This window comes from Noviherbaspirillum sp. (assembly GCF_035627455.1).
Taxonomy (GTDB): Bacteria; Pseudomonadota; Gammaproteobacteria; order Burkholderiales; family Burkholderiaceae_D; genus Noviherbaspirillum.
This window is the reverse complement of record NZ_DASPLS010000066.1, coordinates 20,470-38,924: the sequence shown is the minus strand read 5'-3', so window position 1 is coordinate 38,924 and position 18,455 is coordinate 20,470. Positions and strand designations below refer to the sequence as shown.

The 18,455-nt window shown below is 64.3% G+C and carries 22 protein-coding genes; 8 read left to right on the top strand and 14 right to left on the bottom strand.

Going from position 1 to position 18,455, the window contains the following annotated elements; all coding sequences use genetic code 11:
• Positions 1-359: 359 nt before the first annotated feature.
• From VEC01_RS12655 to VEC01_RS12630, 6 genes are all read right to left on the bottom strand, one after another.
• Positions 360-1,130 (bottom strand): PP2C family protein-serine/threonine phosphatase, encoded by a 771-nt coding sequence (locus VEC01_RS12655; protein WP_324901259.1) that lies wholly within the window; start codon positions 1,128-1,130, stop codon positions 360-362.
• Between the two features lie 105 nt (positions 1,131-1,235).
• Positions 1,236-1,517, bottom strand: a complete 282-nt coding sequence (locus VEC01_RS12650) for a hypothetical protein (protein WP_324901241.1) — start codon at positions 1,515-1,517, stop codon at positions 1,236-1,238.
• A gap of 126 nt (positions 1,518-1,643) precedes the next feature.
• Positions 1,644-1,907, bottom strand: a complete 264-nt coding sequence (locus VEC01_RS12645; RefSeq protein ID WP_324901240.1) for a hypothetical protein — start codon at positions 1,905-1,907, stop codon at positions 1,644-1,646.
• Positions 1,908-1,966: 59 nt separating this feature from the next.
• Positions 1,967-2,245 carry a hypothetical protein gene (locus VEC01_RS12640; RefSeq protein WP_324901239.1) on the bottom strand — a complete coding sequence of 93 codons (279 nt, stop codon included), beginning with the start codon at positions 2,243-2,245 and terminating at the stop codon, positions 1,967-1,969.
• Positions 2,246-2,300: 55 nt separating this feature from the next.
• Entirely contained in the window at positions 2,301-2,570 is a 270-nt protein-coding gene (locus tag VEC01_RS12635) for a hypothetical protein (protein ID WP_324901238.1), read from the bottom strand.
• Between the two features lie 56 nt (positions 2,571-2,626).
• On the bottom strand, positions 2,627-2,935 hold the full coding sequence (locus tag VEC01_RS12630) for a hypothetical protein (protein WP_324901237.1): 309 nt from the start codon (positions 2,933-2,935) through the stop codon (positions 2,627-2,629).
• A 403-nt stretch (positions 2,936-3,338) separates the two neighbouring features.
• On the opposite strand from VEC01_RS12630, the gene sodC reads away from it, so the two are divergent.
• Entirely contained in the window at positions 3,339-3,878 is a 540-nt protein-coding gene (gene sodC, locus VEC01_RS12625; protein WP_414691448.1) for a superoxide dismutase [Cu-Zn] SodC, read from the top strand.
• Between the two features lie 39 nt (positions 3,879-3,917).
• Here sodC and VEC01_RS12620 read toward each other — a convergent pair whose 3' ends face one another.
• The 7 genes from VEC01_RS12620 to VEC01_RS12590 form a co-directional block, all read right to left on the bottom strand.
• Positions 3,918-4,136 carry a hypothetical protein gene (locus tag VEC01_RS12620; protein WP_324901236.1) on the bottom strand — a complete coding sequence of 73 codons (219 nt, stop codon included), beginning with the start codon at positions 4,134-4,136 and terminating at the stop codon, positions 3,918-3,920.
• Positions 4,137-4,244: 108 nt separating this feature from the next.
• Positions 4,245-4,508: a hypothetical protein gene (locus VEC01_RS12615; RefSeq protein WP_324901235.1), complete on the bottom strand. Its 264-nt coding sequence runs from the start codon at positions 4,506-4,508 to the stop codon at positions 4,245-4,247.
• Positions 4,509-4,566: 58 nt separating this feature from the next.
• Complete coding sequence (locus VEC01_RS12610) at positions 4,567-4,857, bottom strand: hypothetical protein (RefSeq protein WP_324901234.1); 291 nt, start codon at positions 4,855-4,857, stop codon at positions 4,567-4,569.
• A 51-nt stretch (positions 4,858-4,908) separates the two neighbouring features.
• Positions 4,909-5,211 (bottom strand): hypothetical protein, encoded by a 303-nt coding sequence (locus tag VEC01_RS12605; protein WP_324901233.1) that lies wholly within the window; start codon positions 5,209-5,211, stop codon positions 4,909-4,911.
• A gap of 262 nt (positions 5,212-5,473) precedes the next feature.
• Positions 5,474-5,956 carry an SET domain-containing protein gene (locus VEC01_RS12600; RefSeq protein ID WP_324901232.1) on the bottom strand — a complete coding sequence of 161 codons (483 nt, stop codon included), beginning with the start codon at positions 5,954-5,956 and terminating at the stop codon, positions 5,474-5,476.
• 75 nt (positions 5,957-6,031) lie between these two features.
• On the bottom strand, positions 6,032-6,322 hold the full coding sequence (locus tag VEC01_RS12595) for a hypothetical protein (protein ID WP_324901231.1): 291 nt from the start codon (positions 6,320-6,322) through the stop codon (positions 6,032-6,034).
• 57 nt (positions 6,323-6,379) lie between these two features.
• Positions 6,380-6,619 carry a hypothetical protein gene (locus VEC01_RS12590; RefSeq protein WP_324901230.1) on the bottom strand — a complete coding sequence of 80 codons (240 nt, stop codon included), beginning with the start codon at positions 6,617-6,619 and terminating at the stop codon, positions 6,380-6,382.
• Positions 6,620-6,999: 380 nt separating this feature from the next.
• On the opposite strand from VEC01_RS12590, the gene VEC01_RS12585 reads away from it, so the two are divergent.
• From VEC01_RS12585 to VEC01_RS12575, 3 genes are all read left to right on the top strand, one after another.
• Positions 7,000-8,718, top strand: coding sequence for a methyl-accepting chemotaxis protein (locus VEC01_RS12585; protein WP_324901229.1), 1,719 nt, complete (start codon positions 7,000-7,002; stop codon positions 8,716-8,718).
• A gap of 33 nt (positions 8,719-8,751) precedes the next feature.
• Positions 8,752-9,339, top strand: coding sequence for a chalcone isomerase family protein (locus tag VEC01_RS12580; RefSeq protein WP_324901228.1), 588 nt, complete (start codon positions 8,752-8,754; stop codon positions 9,337-9,339).
• Positions 9,340-9,585: 246 nt separating this feature from the next.
• Complete coding sequence (locus VEC01_RS12575; protein ID WP_324901257.1) at positions 9,586-11,748, top strand: serine/threonine protein kinase; 2,163 nt, start codon at positions 9,586-9,588, stop codon at positions 11,746-11,748.
• Between the two features lie 156 nt (positions 11,749-11,904).
• On the opposite strand, the gene VEC01_RS12570 is transcribed toward VEC01_RS12575, so the two are convergent.
• Positions 11,905-13,716 (bottom strand): SUMF1/EgtB/PvdO family nonheme iron enzyme, encoded by a 1,812-nt coding sequence (locus VEC01_RS12570; protein ID WP_324901227.1) that lies wholly within the window; start codon positions 13,714-13,716, stop codon positions 11,905-11,907.
• Positions 13,717-14,028: 312 nt separating this feature from the next.
• Between VEC01_RS12570 and VEC01_RS12565 the strand changes: the two genes are divergently transcribed.
• The 4 genes from VEC01_RS12565 (at position 14,029) to VEC01_RS12550 (ending at position 18,443) form a co-directional block, all read left to right on the top strand.
• A complete protein-coding gene (locus VEC01_RS12565; protein WP_324901256.1) occupies positions 14,029-14,463 on the top strand; it encodes a DUF4399 domain-containing protein in 435 nt (144 codons plus the stop codon).
• Positions 14,464-14,521: 58 nt separating this feature from the next.
• Entirely contained in the window at positions 14,522-14,941 is a 420-nt protein-coding gene (locus tag VEC01_RS12560) for a DUF4399 domain-containing protein (protein WP_324901225.1), read from the top strand.
• Positions 14,942-15,033: 92 nt separating this feature from the next.
• Entirely contained in the window at positions 15,034-16,974 is a 1,941-nt protein-coding gene (locus VEC01_RS12555) for an HD domain-containing phosphohydrolase (RefSeq protein WP_324901224.1), read from the top strand.
• A gap of 41 nt (positions 16,975-17,015) precedes the next feature.
• Entirely contained in the window at positions 17,016-18,443 is a 1,428-nt protein-coding gene (locus VEC01_RS12550) for an efflux transporter outer membrane subunit (RefSeq protein WP_324901223.1), read from the top strand.
• The last annotated feature ends 12 nt before the right edge of the window (positions 18,444-18,455 follow it).

The following is an 18,455-nucleotide window of genomic DNA, read 5'->3' as shown; positions in this document are numbered from 1 at the left end:
GGGCGGCTGCTGCAGGCTGTACAAGCACCTTTGGTGCCAGCTGCACGCCTGTGCTGAATGCGACGGGCAGGGCGATGAAGCAGGATGAAAATCCCCGCGCCGGGCGACGGAACACGCAGGAAAACATCGGTTGCGCCCTGTGCGCGTGCCGCGGCTGTCACCTTTGGCCCGGCCGGCCCGCTGAACCCGTCGGCTTGCATCCAACACTTCCATAGTGTCTCCGGGCGCGCAGTCGGCCCGTCGCCAACACCGGCTGCGGGCGTCTTGCCGGCGGGGCTGCGCCGCACCGGACATCATCGTCCTGCAGGTGGCACAGTCGTTGATCTGCATCGCGATTCGTCCACTTTCCGGACATGCTGTCAGAGGGCGGGATTGAGCACTGTCTTGTCGTTGCTGTTAAGGTCGTCGGCGCGGGCGACAACCGCGGAGATGTTGTCGCGTCCGCCGCGGGCGAGCGCGATGTCGACCAGTTCCGATGCTGCCTGTCGGCAATCGCCGGTCACCAGCGCGCCGCGGATTTCCTGCTCGCTCACTTCATTGCTGATGCCGTCGCTGCACAGCAGGAAAACGTCGCCGTCGGCGACTTCGATCGCTTCGCTGTCGACGTCCAGCGCGTCAGCCGCGCCGACGGCGCGGGTGATCAGGTTGCGCGCTGGATGGTGGATCGCCGCCTCGGCGCTCAGGCCGCCGAACGCGAGCAGTTCTTCCACCTGGCTGTGGTCGCGGCTGAGCTGCATCAGGTGGCCGTTGCGGCACAGGTAGATCCGGCTGTCGCCGGCCCACAGGTAGGCGCAGCGGCGTCCGCAGGCAAGCAGTACCACGGCGGTGCTGCCGATGATCTGCGCACTGCGCTTGATCGCTTCCTCGCGCAGCCGGTGGTTGACCGCCTGCAGGCAGGCGCGCGCGTCAGCAATGAATGAGTCGAGATTGTCGGGCGGGGCAAGCCGGTCGAGCGCATCGACAACGGCGCCGCTGGCGACATCGCCCAGGGTATGGCCGCCCATGCCGTCGGCCACCGCCCAGATGCCGCGTTCAGGCCGGTCAAGGCAGGAGTCTTCATTGATCCTGCGGACCAGTCCGACATGGGAAATGGAGGACGACGTCCAACTGAATGGCGTGGTGTGCGTCACGGTCACCTCCTGGCCCGGGCTGATGTCGTACTGTGCTCGCTGCGATGAGTATAGAACCTGTGCCATCCGATATGACCCTTCGCACGCAGCGGGATTGTTGTACGTCTAATGCTTCGCGTTGTTGCTGTTCTCCGCGAGGGCGACATTGATGTTGGCATTGGCCGCACTGTTGTTGATGTCGACCACCTGGATCTGGTTGATCATCTGGTCGGCGTAGTTGTTGACCTGGTAAAAGTTGATCACGCTGGCGGCGCCGAAGGACGGCGTCGAGTGCGGCCGGATCCATCCGTACACCCAGCCGGCGCCGCCGCCGCCGCGGATGGCCGACATTGCCTCGTGGTCGAGGATGCGATCGGTGCGCAGGTCCTTGATGGTGATGGATGCCATGTTGTGTCTCCGTTTCGTTGTGCGGTGAAAGCGGCCGGGCCGCGCTTGTTCCTTGCGTTGCAAGCGGCATGCCAGTCGGATGTCGCGCGGCAAAGGAGACCCTGCGTTCTCCTTTGCGGTGCGAGATCAGAATGCGGCGTGCGCGGTCGCCCACTGGCTGGGATTGATGTTCAGCGCCAGCGGTCCGAACCCGGCCCCGATCACGCCGACGTTGTTCAAGGCATTGACCTTGATGTCCTGGATCTGCGTGATGTTCTGGTTGACGCCGACGTTGACGTTGGCGACCGGGCCGAGGCCGGCGAGCCAGGAATTGCCGCCGCGTACTTTTGCCATGGCACGGGAATCGAGGTCGTCGCTGCGGGACAAATCGCGGATGGTGATGTTCGACATGAAAGTTCTCCTTTGGATGGTGGGGGTGGAGGCGCTGCGGCCTCCACCGGGTCGCGTTGTTAGAAGCTGATGTTGTTGTTGGCGGTCTGCGTCGGGTTCACGGTCGAGGTGATGCCGCACACGAAGGCTGCGTTGTTGCCGTTGTTGTTCATCACGTCCTGGCTCTGGCCGATCTGCTGCGAAGCAGTGACGGTGGCGTTGCCGTAGCCGTAGCCGCCGAAGGTGGGCATCCAGCCCGGGACCGTGCCCTTGAAGGACGTGCCGCCGCGAATGGAGGCCATGCCGGAAGCGTCGAGGTCGGCGGCGATGGCGAGGTCTTGGATGATGAGGGTAGTCATGGTTGCTCTCTTTGAAGTAAAAGTGTCAGTCGAAAATTTGAAAACGCGTTCCGGATCAGAAGCGGATGTTGTTGTGAGCCGATTGCGTCGGGTTCACGGTCGAGGTGATGCCGCTGGCAAAGGCAACGTTGTTGCCGTTGTTGTTCACGACGTTCTGACTCTGGCCGATCATCTGCGAGACATCGAATTTTGCTTCGCCGAATCCGAGCGAGCTCATCCAGCCGGGCAGCGTGCCCTTGTAGCTGGTGCCGCCGCGTACGGCAGTCATGGCGGAAGCGTCGAGATCGGTGGCGACGGCGAGGTCTTTGATGGTCAGTGTGGTCATGGTTGGGTCTCCTGGAATGGGATAAGTGAGTCGATTAAAAATGGGTTGGGTCAGGCTCAGAAGCCGATGCTGTTGTTGGCCGATTGCGTCGGGTTCACGGTCGAGCTGATGCCGCTGGCGAACGCAACGTTGTTGCCGTTGTTGTTCACCACGTTCTGGCTCTGGCCGATCATCTGCGAGGCGTCGACCGACAGCTTGCCGGCGGCGGGTGCGCCATAGACAGGCGGGCAGTAGGACGGCGCGGTGTAGGCCGGGCCGCACCAGGAATAGGACGGCTTGCTGGTGCAGCCGCCGCGCACGGCGGACATGGCGGAAGCATCGAGGTCGGCGGCGGTGGCGAGGTCTTTGACAGTCAGGGTGGTCATGGAAAATCTCCTAAAGGTTGGTGGGTTAAATTGAGCATTTCGTTGCGCTCGGATGACATACTGCAGGGACTGTGCCAGTGCCGCTCCAGACGCAGTCATGTGGAGCTAAGTCTCTGAAAACAAAGGCAAATGTAAGAATATTTGTCACTTCGCCAGGCATCATTGACGGCCCCGGCGCCGCGGAGGATGACGGTGCGCCGCCAACAGTTTTCGGCCCGGTGTATGAAGGCATGCGACACCAGGGCGCGGGACGGAGCGCCGACGGCCGTGCGCGGCGGTGGACTGACTTTCATCAAGTAACAGAAAGTACCCGCTGATACAGTCATTGCACGGGACGCCGGGCAGAAGCCTGGAGCCATCGGCCGCCCACCCGCATCAACCACCTGCAAAGAAGGAAGAGATCATGCGATTGCACATCAGGACGTTTGTGGCAGCGATGTCGTTGCCCCTTTGCACAGCAGTGCTGGCGCAAGGCGGACAGGGAGAAATGACGGTCGAGATGAAGGCGGCGAGCGAATCCGGCGCCGGCGCCTCGCTGGGCAAGGTCACGATCCGGGAAACGCAGTATGGCGTGGTGTTTGCGCCTGCGCTATCCGGCCTCACGCAGGGCGTGCACGGCTTCCACGTGCATGAAAACCCGAGCTGCGATCCAAAGGAGCAGGGCGGCAAGATGGTGCCGGCGCTGGCCGCGGGCGGGCATTATGATCCGGCCGGCAGCAAGCGTCATGGCGCGCCATGGGGTGACGGCCATCTCGGCGACCTGCCGGCACTGTTCGTCGATGCGTCCGGCAATGCGAACAATCCGGTGCTCGCGCCGCGCCTGAAAATGTCGGATGTGAAAGGGCGCTCGCTGATGATCCATGCGGGCGGAGACAACCATGCGGACCAGCCGGCGCCGTTGGGAGGCGGCGGGGCACGCGTGGCCTGCGGCGTCATCCAGTGACGCATTGAACGGATGCGCCTGCGCGGCGCATCCGGCGGCTTATTTCGCCGTCCTGGCGGTCAGCCGGGTGCCGGTTTCTTCCGGCGGCATGTTGCCGGCGAATCCACGCGGGTAGTTCACGATGCGGTCGCTGCGCAGGATGGTGCGCGCCGGGAAGGTCTGGCGGCCGCGCGTGCGTGCGCCGCCGACGACTGCCTTCATCGCCTCGCGGTCGAGTTCCACGTTGTCGGACAAGTCCTTGATCACGATGGTAGCCATGGCTTGATCCTCCTGAGAATGTGAAGTGCGGATGGGTGCAGCCCGCACGGCGGGCGACGCGGTGCAGGCTGCTAACGGGCGGAGGCTTCGGGGGCGCTCCGGCCGGGATCAGAACGCCGCTTGCGCGTACGCCCACTGCGACGGATTGATGTCCAGCTTGAGCGGACCGAATCCGGCGCCGATGACACCGACATTGTTGAGCGCATTGACTTCGATGTTCTGAAGTTGCGCAATGTTCTGGTTGACGCCGACATTGACGTTGGCGACAGGACCGAGGCCGGCAAGCCAGGAATTGCCGCCGCGGACTTCGGTCATCGCCTTGCTGTCGAGCTCTTTGCTGCGCGGCAGGTCATGGATGGTGAGGTTTGACATGTGTGTTCTCCTTCAAGGCCGGGAGGAGGACAGGGCCTCCTCCCCGCAGGGCGTTTGCTTAGAAACGGATGCTGTTGTTGGCCGACTGGGTCGGGTTCACCGTCGAGCTGATGCAATTGGCGAACGCGACGTTGTTGCCGTTGTTGTTCTCCACGCACTGGCTCTGGCCGATCATCTGCGATGCGTCGACCGACAGCTTGCCGGCGGGCGCGCTGGATCCGGGCCAGCCGTACACCGGCGGGCAGTACGAATAGGACGGCAGGCTCTTGGTGCCGCCGCGGACGGCGGACATTTCGGCGCCGCCGAGTTCGGTGGCGAGGGCGAGGTCTTTGATGGTCAGTGTGGTCATGCTGGGTCTCCTGGAATCGGGCAAGTCAATCAATCAAAAAGAATGGGCGGCTCAGAAGCTGATGCTGTTGTTGGCCGTCTGCGTCGGGTTCACGGTCGAATGGATGCCGCTTGCGAACGCAACGTTGTTGCCGTTGTTGTTCATCACGTTCTGGCTCTGGCCGATCATTTGCGAGGCGTTGAAGTTCAGCTCGGGGGCTGCCTGCGGCGCGTAGCCCTTCACGCTTACCTGCGGCAGGCAGAAGGACGGGGCGCAGTACCCGTAGCCCTTCGAGGTGCCGCCGCGTACGGCGGACATGGCGGCGCGGTCGAGGTCGGCGGCGACGGCGAGGTCTTTGATCATCAGCTTGGTCATGGTAATTCTCCTGGTGGTTGGTTGGGTTGGATGGCGAGCATTTCGTTGCGCTCGCCAGACATACAGCAGGGACTGTGCCAGTCGCCGCGCAGGTCGCTGCGCTACGCAGCAAGTCATTGAAACGAAAGGGAAAGTTTTGGCCTGGAGCAGGCGGGGCGGAAGCGCGGGCAAACCTTGCGGCGTGCGGGATGACGGGCTGCAGCCAACAGATCCGGGGCCGGTGTCCGGCTGGCGGCGACAGTGCGGCGCCAGTGCGATGTGATTACGACGAGGACTTGCGGCGTTTCGGCGCGAGCATCACGCCGCTGCAGCTTGGCGCGCCACAATGGCAGGCGAAGGCGCGCTTGACCGCGGCGGTATGGCGGCCGTCATAGATCAGCGCGTAGTAATAGTTCAATTCCTCGCCGCGCACGATGTCGCGCAATGCATAGATGAAAACGCGCCCGTCTTCATGCTCCAGGGGTTCGCAGTTGGGCTCGCAGGAGTGATTGATGAAGCGCGCATCGTTGCCGCGCGCGCCGCCGTCGATCACGCGGCCATCGGCGAGGCTGAAGAGATAGGTATGGTTGAGCGGCCCCTCCCGGGTTCCGGCCCGCCGCAGCGCTTCATCCCAGTCGATGCGTTCCCCCTTGTATTCGATGATGCATTCGCCGGCGGCAATCCGGCGGCGGGCGAAGACGCCGTTGCCATGGACGGGGGAGGGGCGGACGATGCAGGGCGGCGAGGGGGAGCGGCTGGCAGGCAAGGCAGACCTCGATCGGCAAATGCGCTGCTGATGTGAACGGCCGCGGTTATCGAAGTTCCGGCGCCTTGGCGCGCCTCAAGCCTGGCAGAACACATTCCTGACCACCTTGTCGTCGCGCCGGTATTCCGGGCGGACCAGGAATTGCGTCTCGGTCAGGTGCACCACCTGTGCATCGCGAACCTTGAGCATTTTCCATCCGGCGCGTTCGCCGCTCTCGCTGCCGCCGGCAAGCTGGTAGCAGCGCAGCACCTCGTCGCCGTGTCGATCGGTTCCGTAGATGTGCGGCTCGACGATGCGCGAATAGCCGTGGTAGCGCAGTTCGAGAACGCGCCTTCCGGTGATCGCATTGCAGATGGTCGGGTTCATGGAGAGCGGATCGCTGATGTCCGGTTGCACACATGGAGTGTGACCCGGTCAGCCGGCTCAGTGTTCGCTGTGATGATAGGCTTGCTGGATCATGCGCAGCGCGGTGTACGTCGGATACACGTCCGCCCGTGCGAGGCAGGCAGCGTCCAACACCGGGCGCTGCGCGGATGGCGACACCATCAGGTTGATGTAGCGCATGTCGAGTCCTTCATGCTCCAGCCGCGTGACCGCTTCATCCTCGATCTCGAACATCAGGCGCCAGCTCAGGCGCATTTCTGCCGTTGTGCGTCGTTTCACGATCGCGTCTATCTCTTCGCGCAGACGACGTTCGGCTACCGCAAGTTCTGACACTTCAGCGTGCATGATCAATCTCTCGCTGTATATATGTACAGTATAGTCAGCGGCCGCCGAATGCCAAGGCGGCCACGCGTTTTCTTCGCCCGCAGCGGCGGGCACGGGAACATCTTATGGCTCGCGCCAGCCGCGCTCGCCTGACGAACCGCAACAAAAGTTGCCAATTTGCTAGAGCGCAAATTCTAATTTGCGCCGAGAAAGTTTTTCCTGATCACGCTATCATCCTTTCGTCTTGCCCTGATGCAACATTGGGGTGCCGGATAGTCCTGAAGGAGACAAGGATTGCCGGATAACGCGGCGGACATATAAAAAGGACACAGCAGATGAATCTGAACCGCTTACGTATCGGCCAGCGACTGGCCCTTGGTTTCGGCGTCGTGACCGCGCTGCTGATGCTGCTGGCGGCGCTGGCCTATGTGCGCATTGGCAGCCTGACCGGCGAGGTCGACCTGATGGTGAAGGATCGCTATCCGAAGACCATTCTCGCCAACAAAATCAAGTCCGACGTCGACGAAAGCATCCGCAGCATGCTCAACGTGCTGATCATGTCGGATCCCGAGCAGATCAAGAAAGAGCTGGCCAACATCGATGAGCGCAACCGCAGCGTGGACGCGTCCATCACCACGCTCAACGCCGTCCTCACCGACGACACGGGCCGTGAACAGGTCAAGGCGATCGTCGAGCTGCGCGACAAGTTCCTGCCGGCCCAGGCCAAGTTCGTTGCGCTCATCAACGAGGACAGGAAGGACGAGGCGATGATCAAGCTGATGTTCTCGGTGCGGCCGCTGCAGGGCAAGTACTTCGAACAGCTGGACGCCTTCATCAAGCACCAGAACGCCGAAATGGAAACGGCCGGCGCGGAGTCGAACGCGATCGCCCGGCAGACCGGCATGCTGATCCTCGCACTGGCGCTGGGCGCCGGCGCGCTCAGCATCCTGGTCGGCTTCCTGACCACGAGGCGGATCACGCGGCCGCTGAATGAAGCGGTAGGGATTGCCAAGCGGGTGGCGGCGGGCGACCTGACCAGCGAAATCAAGATCAAGACGCACGACGAAACCGGCGAGCTGATGAATGCGTTGCAGCACATGAACGAGAGCCTGCGCAAGATCGTGGGCGAGGTGCGCAACGGCACCGATAACATCGCTTCGGCCTCGCGTGAGATTGCGATGGGCAACATGGACCTGTCGCAACACACGCAGGAGCAGGCGGGCGCGCTGCAGGAAACCGCTTCATCGATGGGCCAGCTGACGCAGACGGTGCGTCAGAACGCGGACAATGCGCGCGAGGCCAACCAGCTCGCAGCGGCCGCCTCGCAGATCGCGGAAAAGGGCGGCGCGGTGGTGTCGCAGGTGGTGCAGACCATGGGCTCGATCAATGAGTCGTCGCGCAAGATCGTCGACATCATCGGCGTGATCGACGGCATCGCATTCCAGACCAATATCCTGGCGCTGAACGCCGCGGTGGAAGCGGCGCGCGCGGGCGAGCAGGGCCGCGGCTTTGCGGTGGTGGCGGCGGAGGTGCGCAACCTGGCGCAGCGCTCGGCGTCGGCCGCCAAGGAAATCAAGGCCCTTATCAGCGACTCGGTGGACAAGGTGGATGCCGGCGCGAAGCTGGTCGATCAGGCCGGCAGCACCATGAATGAAGTGGTCGCCAGCGTCAAGCGGGTGACGGGCATCATGCACGAGATCACGCAAGCCAACCAGGAACAGAGCAGCAGCATCGAGGAACTCAACCACATGATCGTCCAGATGGACGGCGTGACGCAGCAGAACGCCGCGCTGGTGGAGGAGGCGGCGGCGTCCGCGGAATCGATGCAGAAGCAGGCGGCGACGCTGGCCGATCTGGTCAGCGTGTTCAAGATCGACGGCGCCGGCGCCCCGCGCCGCGCACCCGCAGAAGAGGCCGGCCTGGCGCTCGTCGCCGCGGCGCCGGCCGCTGCACGCGCACCGGTTGCCGCGCCGCGCCCGAAGCCGCCGCGCAAGGCTGCGGCGGCCCCGTCCGCCCCGGTGCTGAATGCCGGCGACGGCTGGGAAGAGTTCTAAACCGATTCTTGTTTTAATGCATCTGGAGATACCATGAAAGTAGGCAACACAATCAGGCGGTTCGCGACCCTCGCGGGCCTTGCGCTTGGCATCTGCATCGGCGCGCAGGCGGCGGAAGTCGGCGGTGTCAGGCTCGACGACAATGTGAAGGTCGCGAATCAGGACCTGAAACTGAACGGCGCCGGCGTGCGCAGCTGGGCGGTGTTCAAGGTGTACGCGGCCGGGCTCTACCTGCCCGAGAAAAAGAAGACCGTTCCGGAAGTCCTGGCGCTCAACGGCGCGCGCCGCATGCACATGGTGCTGCTGCGCGACGTCAACAGCGAAGAGCTCGGACAAGCCTTCATGGATGGCCTGAACGCCAATTCGGACAAGGCGGAAAAGGCGAAATTCGTGAACCAGACGGTGAAGATGGGCGAGATTTTCGCGTCCATTCCGAAACTGGGCAAGGGCGACACCATCACCAACGACTGGATCCCCGGGTCCGGCATGCATGTGCTGGTCAACGGCAAGCGTGTGGGCGACGTGCTGCCCGATCTTGCGTTCTATAACGCGTTCCTGAAAATCTGGCTTGGTGAGAAACCGGTGGACCGTTCATTGAAGCAGGGCCTGCTCGGCGAATAATCCGTTTTCCGTTTCGAGCATCGCCGCGCGCGGGTAGCACCGCCCGCGGCGATGTTGCTTTCAGGCGCGTATGTTCTGTGTGCAAGGGAGTGCCGGTAACGCAACGCGCACGCCGCCGCAAGGTAACGGTTTGTACTATATTAAAACGACAAAGAGAAGGGCGAGCAGTATTGAACCCGGGATCGCCGCAGCAGCGCCGGAGCACTGCAGGCGGACGATGACTTGGGGAATCGAATGGCGACACCAATGCCGAGTCTTGCGAATGCCATCCGCATGTATCAGCGCGGCGGCGTCTCGCACAACGAGTTTTTCGCGCAGGTCGACCGCGCGCTGTCGGCTGACCGGGTCGAACCGACGCAGCTGCTCGAAATCCTCGATGACGAGCAGACCCGCGGGCATTTGCCGCCGGAAGTCTATGCCGAGCTGCAGCGGCGCGTCGAACGCGTGGTGGAAGCCACCACGCGCAGCTTCGGATCGGATCCCACCCGCATGCAGCCCGGCATGCAGCCCGGCATGCATCAGCACACCCATCCCAGCATGCGGCCGAGCATGCAGCCGCAGCCGGGCAGGCGCGTCGTGCCGCCGTCAGCCGTCGACACCGGCTCTCCCGCCGGGACCACCGACGGACTCGAGCGCATCAAGGGCGTGGGCGACACGCTGAACAACCGCTTCGTGCTGGAGGAATGCGTGGGGTTCGGCGGCATGGGAACGGTGTACCGCGCGCTGGACCTGCGCAAGCTGGAAGCGTCGGACCGCAATCCCTACATCGCGATCAAGGTCCTGAACGTGCAGTTCCGCGGGCATCCGAAGTCCCTCATCGCGCTGCAGCGCGAAGCGAAGAAGGCGCAGGCGCTCGCGCATCCGAACATCGTGCGCGTGTACGACTTCGACCGCGACGGCCCGATGGTGTACCTGACGATGGAATACCTGCAGGGCGGCCCCCTGAGCCGGGTGCTGCGCGCGCCGGGATTCAAGGGCATGCCGTATGACGAGGCGATGCACATCGTGCGCGGTGTCGGCAATGCGCTCGCGTACGCGCATGAGCGCGGCTTCGTGCATTGCGACCTGAAGCCCGCCAATGTCTTCCTCACGGACTCCGGCGAGGTGAAAGTCATCGACTTCGGCATTGCCCGCGTCTTCCACAAGCCCGAGGAGGAGGTGGAGGCGACCGTGTTCGACCCTGGCAGCCTGGGTGCCATGACCCCGGCATATGCCAGCCCGGAGATGCTGGAAAACCGTGAAACCGACCCGCGCGACGACATGTATGCGCTGGCCTGCATCACCTATGAAGTGCTGACCGGCCGCCATCCGTTCGACCGCCTGCCGGCCACGCAGGCGCGCAACGCCGGCCTGAAGCCGGTGCGGCCGCAACACCTGAATCACCGGCAATGGCGGGCGCTGCGCTGCGCGCTATCGTTCGAGCGCGAATCCCGCACGCCGAACATTGCGCAATTCCTGCAGCAAATGACCGGGGAGCGGCGCGGCATGCATTACGCCGCATATGGCAGCGCAGGTCTCGCGGCGGCCGTGCTGGTCGCCCTCGCATTGCATTATTACCGGAGTGAACCGGCGGCACTCCCGCCGTCGCCGCCTGCGGTGATCGCCGATACCTCTCCGCCGAAAGCGGCCGCGCCAGCGCCGCCGGCGCCGGCGCCCGCGGCATCCGCGCCGGCAGCGCCTTCTGCCCGGACCGCTCCGCCGCCGGCACCTGCACCTGCGCCTGCACCTGCACCGGTCCTCACGCTCGATGCGGTCTCGCGCGCGCTTGCCGGCATTCCCTGTTCCGCCTTGGTGCCGGCGGTGCGCGACGGCGCGGTACAGGTGCGCGGCTACTTGCAGGCGAGCTACGGCACCGCGAAACTGAAGGAAGCGCTCGCCAGCCTGCCCGGCGCAAAATCGGTGAACCTCGATGTGCAGCAGATCAGCGACGAGAAATGCGCAGTCGTGAACATGCTCGCGCCATACTGGGCCCGCAACAAGACGGCGGGCGGCAACGCGACGCTGCGGCCGAAGCAGGGGCGCGCCGAATTCGCGGAGGGCGAATCGCTGGTCCTCGATGTCAGCACGCCGGCCTACGATTCCTTCGTCAACGTCGATTACTATGCGTTCGACGGCAGCGTGCTGCACATGCTGCCCAGTCCCCGCGCAAAAGCGAACCAGGCGCCGCCGAACTATTCGGCGACCATCGGCAGCATGGGCAACTGGGTGGTCGCGCCGCCGTTCGGCACCGACCTCGCGGTGCTGCTGATCACGCCGGCGCCGCTGTTCGACGGACTGCGGCCGGAGCATGAAACGGCGGCGAATTACCTGCAGGCGGTGGAACGGCAGCTCAAGCAGATCGCCGCGAAATACGGCAAGGAAAAGATCCTGGTGGACTTCCTGCAGATCACGACGAAGGAAAAGAAATAGGTTGCCGCAGGCGTGGCGTGAAACACGCTGCGCGCGCATCGCGAGATCGTCCGTGCACGGCGTAAGAGAAGAAAGGTGGATCTGGCGCAGGCATTCGCCGGCTTCCCGCCTGCGCGGGAATGAACGTCGAGGTCTTGCACCGGATGCGCGGCGCGCCTACTTCAGGTCGCGCGCCACGCGGAAGCCGTTCTGCGAATGGCGCACGCTGGCGCCATATTTGAAGCGCGTCGAAGAGGGCATGTAGCCGCTGCCGTCGCGCCAGGAACCGCCGCGGATCACACGCTCGCGGCAGCCTGCCGCATCCCAGGCGCGGCTGTCGGACGGCGCGCCCTTGTAGGAATTGTGCCAGCAGTCCGCGACCCATTCCCAGACGCTGCCGTTCACATCGTGCAGGCCGTACGGATTGGCCGCAAACGAGCCGGCCTTGGCCGGGCCGTCCTGGCTCCAGGGTTCGCCGCAATCCTTGCAATTGGCATGGCCGGGCTTCATCTGTTCGCCCCACCAGAAGCGCGATGTGGTGCCGCCGCGCGCGGCATATTCCCATTCGGCCTCGGTCGGAAGCCGGTAGGGCTTGCCGCTGGTGCTGGAGAGCCACTTCACATACTGCTGCGCATCGTCCCAGCTGACGTCGCGTATCGGCGTGCCCGGCGCGCCAGCCGAGGCGATGCGCGGACAGCCGCCGCCTTCGACGCAGGCATTCCATTGTTCGACGGTGACTTCATATTTGCCAATTGCAAACGGCGTGCCGATGCTGACCTGGTGCGCCGGTTTTTCCGACGGGTCGCCGCTGTTGCTGCCCATCGTAAACGCGCCGGGCGTGACGGAAACCAGCACCGGGCAGGCTTCGCAATCCTTTACCTCCGCGCCGCGCGCCACTTTCGGGGCCGGTTGTTCCGGTCGTGCAACCGGTGGCGGCGGTTCGGTTTTTTCCTTCGGTGCCGGCCGCGCCTGTTCCGGGGCCGGTTTGGGCGCGCGCGGCTTTTCCGGTGCGCTTACCTTTGGCGGCGGCGCAGGCTTCGCGGCTTCCGCCGGTGCCTCCGGTTTCGCGGCGGCGCGCAGGCGCTCGATCCGGCTTTTCGCCAGCGCCGCAAACCGGCCTTTCGGATAAGCCTGCAGATAGGCTTCGTAGTCGCCGACGTCCTTGCTGTCCTTGATCGATTCCCAGAATGTGATTTCGTATTGCTCGGCGCTGTCCTTGGGCAGGATCGCGCGGCTGCCGCCGGCGCCCGCCGCCGCAAGCACGGGTGGCTGGAGAGTGCCGCTGCGGGGTGCGGCACCTAGCAAGGCTTGTACGGGATCTCCTGATGCTGCCTGCAATGCGGCAAGCAGCGCCGAGGTGAATGCACCGTTGCTCCCATTCTCCGCAGCGAAACCGCCGGGCGTCGTTGCATGGAGCACTGTGGTCGCGGACGGCTGCGGCGGCAGCGGGGCGCTGGCGCCGCCAAAGGGATTGTTCAGGCAAGTGTCGAGCAGCACGATATTGTGGCCACCCGGTCGCGCGGGTGACATGCGTTCCAGCACGCTGTCGAGCTCGATTCCCCTGCGCAGCAGCGTGGCCGGTGCGGCGAGGTCGATGTCCAGCGGCGCCAGCACGGTTTTGTCGCCGACCCGAAACCCATGGCCGGCGAAATAGAAGAGGCCGGTGCCGCCGCCGGCGAGCCGGGCCTGAAATGACTCAAGCGCATCTTCCATCCCGGCACGATCGAGGTTCCCGTAATGCATGACCTCGAACCCGGCGCGGCGCAGCGCAAAAGCCATTGCCTGTGCATCATTTGCCGGGTTCCGCAGCGGCGCGCCGGCGTAGCTGCTGTTGCCGATCACAAGCGCAAGACCGCGTGCCTGCCGCGCATTGCTGTCGCGGTGCAATTCCTTGCCTGCGGTAAAAGACAGCGTCACGCCGGCGGTCGCAGGCGAGGTGTCGCGCGCGGACGCGCTCCATGCGAAAGCGGTACAGGCCCACGCTATCAAGAGTTTTCGCCACACAGCAAGACCTTCAAGATGAGAATGTTTGCCATGGCCGCATCACCGCGCCTAGCCGCGGCGCTTGCATGGCGGCGACCCGCTTTTCTTTCATATCATCTGTTCCAATAGTCGAAGCGATTTGCGAAAGCACAAACGAGGGTGTACAACTTCTCCGAAAATGAGAGCACTCGCTTTTCCGGCGCCGGAAGGATTCCGGCAGCGGGCCGCGAGGCAGGGCGCCGGCCGGCAGCATACGGTTGAATGCAGCTGGAATGCCGCTCGGATTCGACGCCGCACTTTCTGCTGGAGGACGCCTCGATGCCGCGACTTGCCAATTTCACCGCCGTCTCCGTCGTAGCGGCGGCATGTCTCGGGGCTGCGCCGGTCCACGCGCAACGCACCCCGGCCCCGAAGAATGCCGAAGTCACGATCATCTGGCCGACGAATGGCGCGGTCATCCAGGGCGGCAAGTTCTGGCTGCGGATGGGCTTGCGCAACATGGGCATCGCGCCGAAGGGCGTCGAGCGCGAAGGCACCGGGCACCATCATGTCCTGATCGACACCGATCTGCCGCCGATGGACAAGGAAATTCCATCCGACCGCAATCATTTGCATTTCGGCGCGGGAGAAACCGAGGCGCGGATCGAACTCCCGCCCGGAAAGCACACGCTGCAGCTGCTGCTCGGCGATCACAACCACGTGCCCCACGACCCTCCGGTGCACTCGAGAAAGATCTCGATCACCGTCCGCTGAAATATGGACCAGGAGGATGGCCATGCTTCATTCACGCAAGGACGAAGGAGCAACAACCATGAGCCGGTTATCCGTTGCCGTCGCGGCATTCCTGCTTTACGGCGTTGCGCTCGCCGGCGATACGCCGGCGCCGCCGCACGCCTACCTGTACATCGGCTGGCCGAACAACGGTGAGGTGATTGCCGCCGGCAAGCCGTTCCGCGTCTGGTTCGGCCTGCGCGACATGGGCGTGGCGCCGAAGGACGTCAAGCTTCCGAATACCGGACACCACCATTTGCTGATCGACACCGACCTGCCGCCGGCGGATAAGGAAATACCGTCAGACCGCCAGCACCTGCACTTCGGCGGCGGCGAGACGGAAACGATGCTGGAATTGCCACCGGGAAGGCATACCTTGCAACTGCTGATGGGCGACGACAAGCACGTGCCGCACAATCCGCCGATTTATTCCAGGAAGATCACGATCACCGTCAAGTGACGCGGGCATATCCGAAGAATCCATGCTGCCGGGGTGGCGGATTGCCGTGCGGGTGCCGATACTGATAGCAGCAGCCGGCACATGGAGATGACATGGAAAACGCAGCGACCTCGGCCGGAGCGCTCGGCGCCGTGACCGCCTATCTTGAAGTTACCAGCGGCGAAGCCGTCCGGCCCACCGTGTTCCCGATTCATGATGAAGTCCTCATCGGTCGCGATCCGCAGGACTCCCTTGCATCCGATAAATTCCTCTGCATTCCCGAACACACGGTCAGCCGGCGCCATGCGCGCATCCGCCGACGCGGCGACAGCTATTTCGTGGAAGACCTGCATTCCTTCAACGGCACTTTCGTCGACGGCAACAAGCTCAAGCCGGGCGCCTGGCATGCGCTCAAGGATGGCGACGAACTCACCATCTCGTCGGCGCAGATGGTGTTCCATTCGCTGATGGTTCCCGCGCGGGACAACATGCCGACCATTATCACCAAGATGGTTGACGCCTCCGAGCTGACCCGCATCATGGACCCGCTGCCGAAGGCGAGCCAGAGCGACATGCAGCAGACGGTGCAGAAGCTGCACGCGATGGCGCAGGTCGGGATCGCGCTGGGCGCGGTGACCGACCGGGAAACGCTGATCGAAAAGATCATGAAGTTCATCTTCGAGCTGTTTCCGCTCGCCGACCGCGCGTTCGTGCTGCTGACCGAAGCCGGCGGCGGCGGCGAGCCGCGCCCGCTCGCGGTGCGGCGGCGCGACGGCAGTGTCGAGAACCTTGAACGGGTGCGGCTGTCGCGCACGATCGTCGACGAGGTATTCAACAAGAAACAGGCGATCCTTTCGGTGGACACCTTGTCGGACCGCCATTTCGGCGCGCAGGAATCGATCGTGTCGCAGGCGATCCGCAGCGTGATGTGCGTGCCGCTGGTGCACGAAAACGAATGCCTCGGGCTGATCCAGGTGGATGCGTCATCGGACCCGTATGCATTCAAGGAGCAGGATCTCGAGATGCTGACCGGCGTCTGCGCCGAAGCGGCGGTGGCATTGAAGAATTTCCAGTTGTATTCCGACATCGAACGCTTGCTCGACGGCTTCGTGCGGGCGTCGGTGCAGGCGATCGAAGAGCGCGACCCGGCGACCGCCGGCCATTCCTTCCGCGTGGCCGGCTATGCGGAAGGCCTGGCCCAGGCGGTGGACCGGGACGACGCGCCCGACCTGCGCCGGATCGGCTTCAGCCATGAACAGTTGCGCGAGATCCGCTATGCCGCGCTGCTGCACGATTTCGGCAAGGTCGGCGTGCGCGAGCATGTGTTGCGCAAGGAAAAGAAGCTCCACCATTACGAAATGCGCATGCTCGAAGAGCGCTTCAAGCATGCGCGCGCCTGCCTGGAACGGGAAGCGTATCGCGCGCTGGTGGAATTGCACGCGCGGCAGGACCTGTCGATCGGCGCATTTCGCGGTGAAAAGCGCAAGATCGAAGCCTTCCTGGAGGAAGAGTTTTCCCGCCTCGCGCACTTTCTCGGCACCATCCGCCAGGCCAACGAGCCGGCGGTGTCGCACGGCGGCGTGCTGCCCGACCTGCAGGCGATCCTCGATTATGCGTATTGCGACGCCGACGGATGCGACGCGGCGCTGCTGCACGAACATGAATTCTCCGCGCTCAGCCTGCCCAAGGGCTGCCTGACGGCGGAAGAGCGGCGGCAGATCGAATCCCATGTCGCCGATTCGTATTCCTTCCTGGTCCTGATTCCCTGGACCCGGGACCTGGCCAGCGTGCCGGCGATCGCGCACGGCCACCATGAAAAGCTCGACGGTTCCGGCTATCCGATGGGGCTGCGCGGCCCACAGATCAGCATGCAGACCCGGATCCTGACGATCTGCGACATCTATGACGCGCTGACCGCCGGCGACCGGCCGTACAAGAAGGCGGTGCCGGTCGAAAAGGCGCTCGACCTGATCGGCGCCGAGTGCCGCGCCGGCCATCTCGACCAGAGGCTGTTCCGGGTCTTCGTCGAAGCCCGGGTCTGGGCCGCCGCATAACCCGGCAGCAGGGCGACACCAACCACGGAAACTGCACACAAATGTCCATCGATTCCCTCCCAGTCCGCTCCCGTTCACCGGTACGGCGTTCCCTCGCGGGAGCGGTTTGCGCAACCCTGTTATGCGGCTGCGCCGATGTCAGCATGCCGGACTACAAGCGTCCCGAGACGCCGCTCAAGACCAGCTGGTCGCAGCAGCCGCAGGTGTCGCCCGCCGAGACGATCGCCCCGGACTGGTGGCGCGAATTCCAGGACCCGTATCTCGACACGCTGGTGCAGCGTGCGATCGCAGGCAACATCGACGTGCGCATCCTCGCCGCCCGCATCCAGCTGGCGGGCGCGGAAATAGGCGAAGCGCGCGCCGGCGCGCTGCCTTCGCTTGCCGCGGGCGCGGGCGCGAGCTTCGAAAAGAGCACCGGTCAGAAATTCAACAAGCAGTTCAATCTCGGCACCCAGGTGAACTGGGACATCGACATCTGGGGCAAGGTGGAGAAGGGCGTGCAGGCGCAGAAGGCCGCCTACCAGGCTTCCGAGGCGGATTGGCGCGCCGGCTACCTGACGCTGGTGTCGAATGTGTCGACCACCTATTTCCAGATCCTGCAGCTCGACGAGCAGCTGGACCAGCAGCAGCGCGCGCTGGACAAGAACAGGCAAATCCTCGGCATCTACGAGGCGATGGAGAAGAACGGCCTGATTCCCGGTACCCGGGTGCTGCAGCAGCGCGCCGAAATCAACCGGCTGACCAACGATTTGCTGGAGCTGCGCCGCTCGCGCGACCTCGCCGGCAACGCCCTGGCGACCCTGCTCGGCGTGCCCGCGGGCGAGTTCAAGGTGCCGCCCGGGCATCTGCGCGACCGGGTCCGCCTGCCGGTGGTGCCGGGCGGGCTGCCCGCCGAATTGCTGAAACGCCGGCCGGACATCGTCGCCGCCGAATTCCGCGTGCTGCAGGCCTACGACCTGGTCGGCGAAGCCAAGCTGGCTCAGCTGCCGTCGATCAGCCTGACCGGGCGCGGCGGCACTTCGAGTTTCGCGCTGACCGACCTGCTGAAGTCGTTCACCTTCGGGCTGCTGCCCAGCATTAACATCCCGCTGCTCGACCCGAGCGTGAAGGCGCGCGTGAAGACCACCGAGGCGCAGACCAGGGTCGCGGAGGAAGAGTACCGCAAGACGGTGATGGCGGCCTTCGAGGAAGTCGAGAATGCGCTGGTCAACCTCGACGCGCACAAGAAGCAGCGCACGGAACTGCAGCAGCAGGTCGACCAGCTGCGCACGGTGTCGGCGCAGATCGAGGCGCAGCTGAAGGAAGGCGTGGTATCGCAGCTCGAAGTGTTCGAGACCCAGCGCTCGCTGCTGTCGGCGGAACTGGCGCTCCTGGCCAACCATCAGCAGATCCTGTCCGATACCGTCACTCTGTACAAGGCGCTGGGCGGCGGCTGGCCCGCCGTCGCGGTCGGGAACGCAAGCCAATGAACGTGAGGAGGA

Bases quoted from the DNA above. Each gene is read 5' to 3' on its own strand.
- VEC01_RS12615 (WP_324901235.1), bottom strand. From the start codon at position 4,508: ATGTCAAACCTCACCATCCATGACCTGCCGCGCAGCAAAGAGCTCGAC.
- VEC01_RS12635 (WP_324901238.1), bottom strand. From the start codon at position 2,570: ATGACCACACTGACCATCAAAGACCTCGCCGTCGCCACCGATCTCGAC.
- VEC01_RS12620 (WP_324901236.1), bottom strand. From the start codon at position 4,136: ATGGCTACCATCGTGATCAAGGACTTGTCCGACAACGTGGAACTCGAC.
- VEC01_RS12580 (WP_324901228.1), top strand. From the start codon at position 8,752: ATGAAAGTAGGCAACACAATCAGGCGGTTCGCGACCCTCGCGGGCCTT.
- VEC01_RS12610 (WP_324901234.1), bottom strand. From the start codon at position 4,857: ATGACCACACTGACCATCAAAGACCTCGCCCTCGCCACCGAACTCGGC.
- VEC01_RS12585 (WP_324901229.1), top strand. From the start codon at position 7,000: ATGAATCTGAACCGCTTACGTATCGGCCAGCGACTGGCCCTTGGTTTC.
- VEC01_RS12640 (WP_324901239.1), bottom strand. From the start codon at position 2,245: ATGACTACCCTCATCATCCAAGACCTCGCCATCGCCGCCGACCTCGAC.
- VEC01_RS12650 (WP_324901241.1), bottom strand. From the start codon at position 1,517: ATGGCATCCATCACCATCAAGGACCTGCGCACCGATCGCATCCTCGAC.
- VEC01_RS12550 (WP_324901223.1), top strand. From the start codon at position 17,016: ATGTCCATCGATTCCCTCCCAGTCCGCTCCCGTTCACCGGTACGGCGT.
- VEC01_RS12555 (WP_324901224.1), top strand. From the start codon at position 15,034: ATGGAAAACGCAGCGACCTCGGCCGGAGCGCTCGGCGCCGTGACCGCC.
- VEC01_RS12565 (WP_324901256.1), top strand. From the start codon at position 14,029: ATGCCGCGACTTGCCAATTTCACCGCCGTCTCCGTCGTAGCGGCGGCA.
- VEC01_RS12595 (WP_324901231.1), bottom strand. From the start codon at position 6,322: ATGAACCCGACCATCTGCAATGCGATCACCGGAAGGCGCGTTCTCGAA.
- VEC01_RS12575 (WP_324901257.1), top strand. From the start codon at position 9,586: ATGCCGAGTCTTGCGAATGCCATCCGCATGTATCAGCGCGGCGGCGTC.
- VEC01_RS12560 (WP_324901225.1), top strand. From the start codon at position 14,522: ATGAGCCGGTTATCCGTTGCCGTCGCGGCATTCCTGCTTTACGGCGTT.
- VEC01_RS12630 (WP_324901237.1), bottom strand. From the start codon at position 2,935: ATGACCACCCTGACTGTCAAAGACCTCGCCACCGCCGCCGACCTCGAT.
- VEC01_RS12605 (WP_324901233.1), bottom strand. From the start codon at position 5,211: ATGACCAAGCTGATGATCAAAGACCTCGCCGTCGCCGCCGACCTCGAC.
- sodC (WP_414691448.1), top strand. From the start codon at position 3,339: ATGCGATTGCACATCAGGACGTTTGTGGCAGCGATGTCGTTGCCCCTT.
- VEC01_RS12645 (WP_324901240.1), bottom strand. From the start codon at position 1,907: ATGTCGAACATCACCATCCGCGATTTGTCCCGCAGCGACGACCTCGAT.